Origin of the sequence: Nocardia vinacea NBRC 16497, from assembly GCF_000308835.1 — a bacterium.
GTDB classification, from domain to species: Bacteria; Actinomycetota; Actinomycetes; order Mycobacteriales; family Mycobacteriaceae; genus Nocardia; species Nocardia vinacea.
Window position 1 is genome coordinate 1 of record NZ_BAGN01000089.1, and the last position, 6,267, is coordinate 6,267.

3 protein-coding genes are annotated in these 6,267 nt (G+C 67.2%); all 3 read left to right on the plus strand.

Annotation, left to right across the window (positions count from 1 at the left end; translation table 11 throughout):
• Positions 1–840: 840 nt before the first annotated feature.
• The 3 genes from ON44_RS11950 (at position 841) to pheT (ending at position 5,001) form a co-directional block, all read left to right on the plus strand.
• Positions 841–1,236, plus strand: coding sequence for a hypothetical protein (locus ON44_RS11950; protein WP_157187116.1), 396 nt, complete (start codon positions 841–843; stop codon positions 1,234–1,236).
• 170 nt (positions 1,237–1,406) lie between these two features.
• Positions 1,407–2,465 carry a phenylalanine--tRNA ligase subunit alpha gene (gene pheS, locus ON44_RS11955; protein ID WP_040689162.1) on the plus strand — a complete coding sequence of 353 codons (1,059 nt, stop codon included), beginning with the start codon at positions 1,407–1,409 and terminating at the stop codon, positions 2,463–2,465.
• 31 nt (positions 2,466–2,496) lie between these two features.
• Positions 2,497–5,001, plus strand: coding sequence for a phenylalanine--tRNA ligase subunit beta (pheT, locus tag ON44_RS11960; protein WP_040689164.1), 2,505 nt, complete (start codon positions 2,497–2,499; stop codon positions 4,999–5,001).
• The last annotated feature ends 1,266 nt before the right edge of the window (positions 5,002–6,267 follow it).

Here is a 6,267-nt window from a genome sequence, read left to right on the forward strand (position 1 = left end):
GGAGTGATGTGGCGGGCGCGGCGCTTTTTCTGCTGCTGCCCAGCCGTGTTGTCGGCGTGGGTTGATTGGCGCGGCACTGATCGGTAGTTGTGTGCCCGTTCCATGTTCAGTGCGTGGGCCGGTGCACGGCTGTTCTGGTTTGGCCGCGGTGGCAGGTGTGCGTCGGTTCTGGGTTGGAGTGATGTGGCGGGCGCGGTGCTTTTCCTGGTGCTCAGCCGTGTTGCCGCCGTGGGCTGATTGGCCGCGGTACTGATCGGTAGTTGTGCGCCCGTTCCATGTTCAGTGCGTGGGCCGGTGCACGGCTGTTCTGGTTTGGACGCCGTCGCAGGGTGCGCGCCGCTTCTGGGGCGGATCGATGTGGTGGACCCGCTTTCCCGGCAGCTGCCCACGGATCGATGTCGGCGCGGATCATCCGCTGATCGGGACCTGGGCCGATCGCGTGGCTGGGGCGCACTTCCGTGCTGCCGTGATTGCGGTGCGCATGACGCTGCCTGCGTGATCATGGCATGCACGATCGGCTGCGTAGTCCGACCGACGATGTTCAGGCGATCGCGGCGGCCGGTGCGACGAGGACCAGCGAGGTCGCCACACCCCTCGGTAGCTGAGTCGTACGCCGTCTTCGGAGTCGAGCACGGCCGTGCTGTCCGGCGTAGTCGCGGCCTGTGTGGCGAAACAGGTCAGCGATCGTCGCAGACGCCCTCCTCGGTCCCGCTTGGATGGCACTTCCGTCATCGCGGTACACGCGCAGCTGTGGTCCATCGAGTACGAGTGGTGTGCGTCGGACGTATTGCGCATCCGGTGACCTGCGGTGATAGCGGGTGCCATCGGTAGACTCGCGGCGTGGCAGGTCCAGACGGTGACGTGGTGCGTGGGCGCGTGCCCACGGCGTTGCGGGTGGCGGGCGGCGTGGTCGCATTGGAAGGCGCTGGGTTGGTGGCCATGGGGGCGATTGCGGTCGGCCACGATTCGAGCATTGATATTCCGATCGTCTGGTTCGCGCTGTTCGGGCTCGTGGTCTTCGTCGCCGGTGCCGCGCTGTTCGCCGGTCGGAAGTGGGGTCTGTGGCAGGCGATCGCGGTCATCATTCAATTGCCCCTGCTCCTGGCGGCATTCGGGTTGCTCTTCTCGTCTGATGACAGGGTCTATGGGGTCGCGCTCGGCGTGGTCGCGGGTGCCGTAGTCGGCCTGTTGTTCGTCCCGTCCGTTCGGCGCTGGCTCGGGCCTTTCTGGTTCTGATGGAGTCGCTGTGGCCTGCGCGAAACCGCGCTAGCACGCCCCCGGCAAGCGACACAGCGGTAATCCGGATGAATCGGCCCTCACGTATCGAATACGATTCGACCAGCAGCAATGTGGGTAGGCAATTACGCGGACCCGCGAACCGATCCCCAGGGGAGAGACGAACGATCGTGGCCGACGACAACGACGGAGTCGAGAACGCAACGCTGAGCGAGGAGGCATTGGCCGCCGCCGCGGCAGAGGCCGAGAAGGCGTTTGCGGCGGCGGCCGATCTCGATGCGCTCGCGGTCGCGAAGACCGAGCATCTCGGCGGTAAAGCGCCGCTGGCCTTGGCGCAGCGCGCGCTCGGCAGCCTGCCGAAATCGGAGAAGGCGGACGCGGGCAAGCGCGTGAACGTCGCGCGGGCACGGGTATCGGAGGCTTTCGAATCGCGCCGCACGGCCCTGCTAGCCGAGCGCGACGCGGCCGTGCTGGTCGCCGAGACGATCGATGTGACGCTGCCCGCGCGCCGGGAAGCCATCGGGGCCCGGCATCCGATCACGGTGATCTCCGAGCAGATCTCCGATGTCTTCGTCGCGATGGGGTGGGAGGTCGCCGAGGGACCCGAGGTCGAGACCGAACACTTCAACTTCGACGCGCTGAATTTCCTGCCCGACCATCCGGCCCGCACGATGCAGGACACCTTCCATATCGCGCCCGAGGGCTCGCGACAGGTGCTGCGCACACACACCTCGCCAGTCCAGGTGCGTTCGCTGCTCGAGCGCGAACTGCCGATCTATGTGGTGTGCCCCGGTCGGACCTTCCGCACCGATGAGCTCGACGCCACCCACACCCCGGTCTTCTCCCAGGTGGAGGGACTGGCGGTGGACAAGGGACTGACCATGGCGCATCTGCGCGGCACCTTGGACGCGTTCGCGCGCGCACTGTTCGGACCGGATACTCGGACGCGCATGCGCCCCAACTACTTTCCGTTCACCGAGCCCTCGGCCGAGGTCGACGTGTGGTTCTCGGACAAGAAGGGCGGCGCGGGCTGGGTCGAATGGGGCGGCTGCGGCATGGTGAACCCGAAGGTGCTGATCGCCAGCGGGATCGATCCCGAGGTGTACAGCGGGTTCGCGTTCGGCATGGGGCTGGAGCGGACGCTGCAGTTCCGTAACGGCATCCCGGACATGCGGGACATCGTCGAGGGCGACGTGCGTTTCACGCTGCCCTTCGGTATCCGGTCCTGACCTTCCTTCGATCGAGAGAGCGAAACGTCAAGTGCGAGTAGCGCAGTCCTGGCTGACCGAAATCCTGCAGCGGACCACCCCCAACTGGTCGGTGACGCCGGAGGAGCTCGATGCCGGATTCGTCCGCGTCGGGCTGGAGGTCGAAGAGGTCGACAAGCTCCAGCCGGTGAGCGGTGATATCGATAAGCCGCTGGTGGTCGGTCGCGTCGCCGAGATCACCGAGCTGACCGAGTTCAAGAAGCCGATCCGGTTCTGCAAGGTGGACGTGGGCAACCCGGATCTGCAGGAGATTGTCTGCGGCGCAACGAACTTCGCCGTCGGCGACCTGGTGGTCGTGGTGCTGCCGGGCGGGGTGTTGCCCGGCGGATTCCAGATCTCCTCGCGCAAGACCTACGGGCATGTGTCCAACGGCATGATCTGCTCGGTCGCCGAACTCGGTATCGGCAAGGATCATTCGGGGATTCTGGTGCTCGAGCCGGGTACCGCCGAACCGGGCACCGACGCCAATGAGCTGCTCGGACTCGACGATACGGTCATCGAGCTGAACATCACGCCCGATCGCGGGTACTGCTTCTCGACCCGCGGTCTGGCGCGCGAGCTGGCGTGCGGATTCGATCTCGAATACGCGGATCCGGCGGTACGGATACTGCCCGATGACGCGCAGGACGCGTGGTCGGTCCGGCTCGAGCCGGAGTCCAAGTGCACCCGTTTCGCGGTGCGCCGGGTCACGGGTATCGACCCGAATGCGGTGAGCCCCTGGTGGTTACAGCGTCGGCTGCTGCTGTCGGGTGTGCGCCCGATTTCACCCGCGGTCGATGTCACCAACTATGTGATGCTCGAGCTCGGCCAGCCGCTGCACGCCTTCGATGCGGCCAAGCTCAACGGCGGTCTCGTCGTGCGCACGGCCAATAAGGGCGAGACGCTGCGCACGCTGGACGAGGTCGAGCGGGTGCTCGATGCCGAGGATGTGGTGATCGCCGACGATTCCGGCGTGGTCTCCCTCGCGGGCGTAATGGGCGGTGCGACAACGGAAGTCGGCGCGGAGTCGACCGATATCGTACTCGAGGCCGCCACCTGGAATCCGCTGCTGGTCTACCGGACCGCACGCAGGCACAAGCTGGTCTCCGAAGCGGGTAAGCGCTACGAGCGGGTCGTGGATCCGGAGATCAATGTCGCCGCGCTCGATCGCGCCGCCACGCTGCTGGCCGAAATCGCCGGTGGCACTGTGGAATCCGCGCTCACCGATGTGCGGGTGCCGGTGCCGGCCGCACCGCCGATCCGGATCGACATCGATCTCGCCGACCGGGTAGCCGGCGTGGTGTATTCGACCGGAACCTCTGCGCGTCGGCTCGCGCAGATCGGCTGCACGGTCGAGGTGGGCGTCAACGAGGCCACCGGGCACGGGCAGCTCGTTGTCACGCCGCCGAGCTGGCGGCCCGACCTGGCCCAGCCCGCCGACCTCGTCGAAGAGGTGCTGCGGCTGGAGGGGCTGGAGCAGATTCCGTCCGTCATTCCGACCGCACCGGCCGGGCGTGGGCTGACCGCCGCGCAGCGCCGCCGCCGCGCGGTGAGTCGGGCGCTGGCCTTCGCCGGATGCGTCGAGGTGCTGCCGCCGCTGTTCCTCGCCGCCGGGATTTTCGACATCTGGGGTCTGGACGCCGACGATCCGCGCCGCGACACCACGCGGGTGCTGAACCCGCTCGATGTGGAGCGCGCGGAACTGGCGACCACGCTGCTGCCGGGACTGCTGGAAGTGGCCGCGCGCAATATCTCTCGTGGCGCGCGGGATCTCGCGATCTTCGGGATCGCGCAGGTGGTGCTGCCCGGCCCGAATGTGCGCGCGGTGGAGGCGCTGCCGGTGGATCGTCGTCCGACCGATGCGCAGATCGAGGAACTGCTCGATTCGCTGCCCGCGCAGCCGGTACACATCGGCGCGGTGCTGACCGGTCGCCGGGAACCGCGCGGGCCGTGGGGTGCCGGGCGTCCGGCGGAGGCCGCCGATGCCTTCGCGCTTGCCGATGCCGTCGGTGATGCGGCGGGCGTGACCATCGAGCGTCGTCCCGTGGCCTACCTGCCGTGGCATCCGGGGCGGTGCGCCGAGCTGGTGGTCGATGGCAAGGTCATCGGGCACGCCGGCGAATTGCATCCGGCCGTTCTGGAGCGGGCGGGCCTGCCGCCGCGCACCTGCGCTGTCGAACTCGATCTCGATGCCCTGCCGCTGCGCGAATCTCGGCCGGTCCCAGTGGTTTCCCCGTTCCCGGCGGTGCTGCAGGACGTTTCGGTGAGTGTCCCGAAGACCGTGCCCGCCGCCTCGGTCGAATCCGCGCTGCGCACCGGCGGCGGCGCGTTGCTGGAGGATATCGCGCTGTTCGACGTGTACGAGGGCACGCAGGCGGGCGAGGGCCGCAAGTCACTCACCTACGCCCTGCGATTCCGAGCCACCGACCGGACCCTGACCGAGGACGAGGCGAGTGCCGCGCGTGACTTGGCGGTCGCTGCTGCCGCCGACGCGGTCGGTGCGGTGCTGCGCGGGTAATTGGGCTAGATGTCGGCTCCGGGCGGAATTCCGTCCGGAGCCGATTTGCGTTGTGGTGCAGGTCGTCACTGTGGGTACGGCGAGGTAAGGCCTGGCAGTGTTCGCGCCCGGCCGATGTGTCGCGGGCCTGGCTGTTCGGCTGACTCGAGTCTGGGTGGTGTGCGGTTGGGGTCGTTTGCGTTGTGGCGCAGCTCATCACTGTGGGTACGGCGAGGTAAGGCCTGGCAGTGTTCGCGCCCGGCCGATGTGTCGTGCGCCTGGCTGTTCGGCTGACTCGAGTCTGGGCGGTGTGCCGTCGGGGTCGTTAGCGTTGTGGCGCAGCTCATTACTGCGTAAATACGGCGAGGTGAGACGAGTGTCCTTGCGGCCGCAGGATTACCGATGCCGCTGCCGCGACTGCGCTCGCTTGGATCCAGTGGAGCCGACGCACCTCCTTCGATGCGCTCACATACCGACGCTCCGCACGACACGCCGTGCCGAAACTCGGAGCCCCCCCCACCTCGCTTTCCGCAGCCGCCGCCCAGCGTCCGGCGATCAAGATCAGGTGGAAACTATGGCGGCATTGCCCGAGAAGCCCCCTCCACCAGTTCCACCTGATCTTGATCCGGCCGTCTGCGTGAACTGCGTCGAGGTCGGTGGAGGCGTTGGCATGAGGAGTGTGTTGATCGCTGGCATCCCATCCCGCTGCTTCCACGCCTGGGCCGAAAAACCACCAGCTCTGTGCGAGCGTGGATTTAGCGCGGCGATTGAACTTTCCGTTCGCAATTAGCCGTGGACGGTGCTTCGGCTGGTGCCGGTTTGAGTTGTGGAGCAGGGCATTACCGCATGGGCACGCAGAGGAAGGGCAGTGTCGCTCGCGCGCGGGATTGCTGATGCCGTTGTGGGCACGCCGAGGCGGTGCTCGCGAGCGACACTGAGTGCTGACGCCGCGGTGGGCACGCCAAGGAAGGCTGCGTTGTTCGCGAGCGCACGGTTGTCGACGCCGCTGTGGGAGTGTCGCAACTGCTCTCGCGTAGCGGAGTTGAGGCGGACTTGTCGATATGGGGTACACATCGATGCTCCGCGTTGCGTGCCGGGGCGAAGGTCAGAAGCTCTGTGCGAGTGTGGGTTTGGCTTTCGCGGTGCATGGGGTTGGGGCTGGTGTCGTGCTTGTCGCTCGAGGCACCGCTGTGTGGGCGCGCCGAGGAAGGGCGGTGTTGCTCGCGAGCGACATTGATTGCTGCTGCCGCTGTGGGCATGCCGCGGAAGACTTGTTGCTGGCGGGCG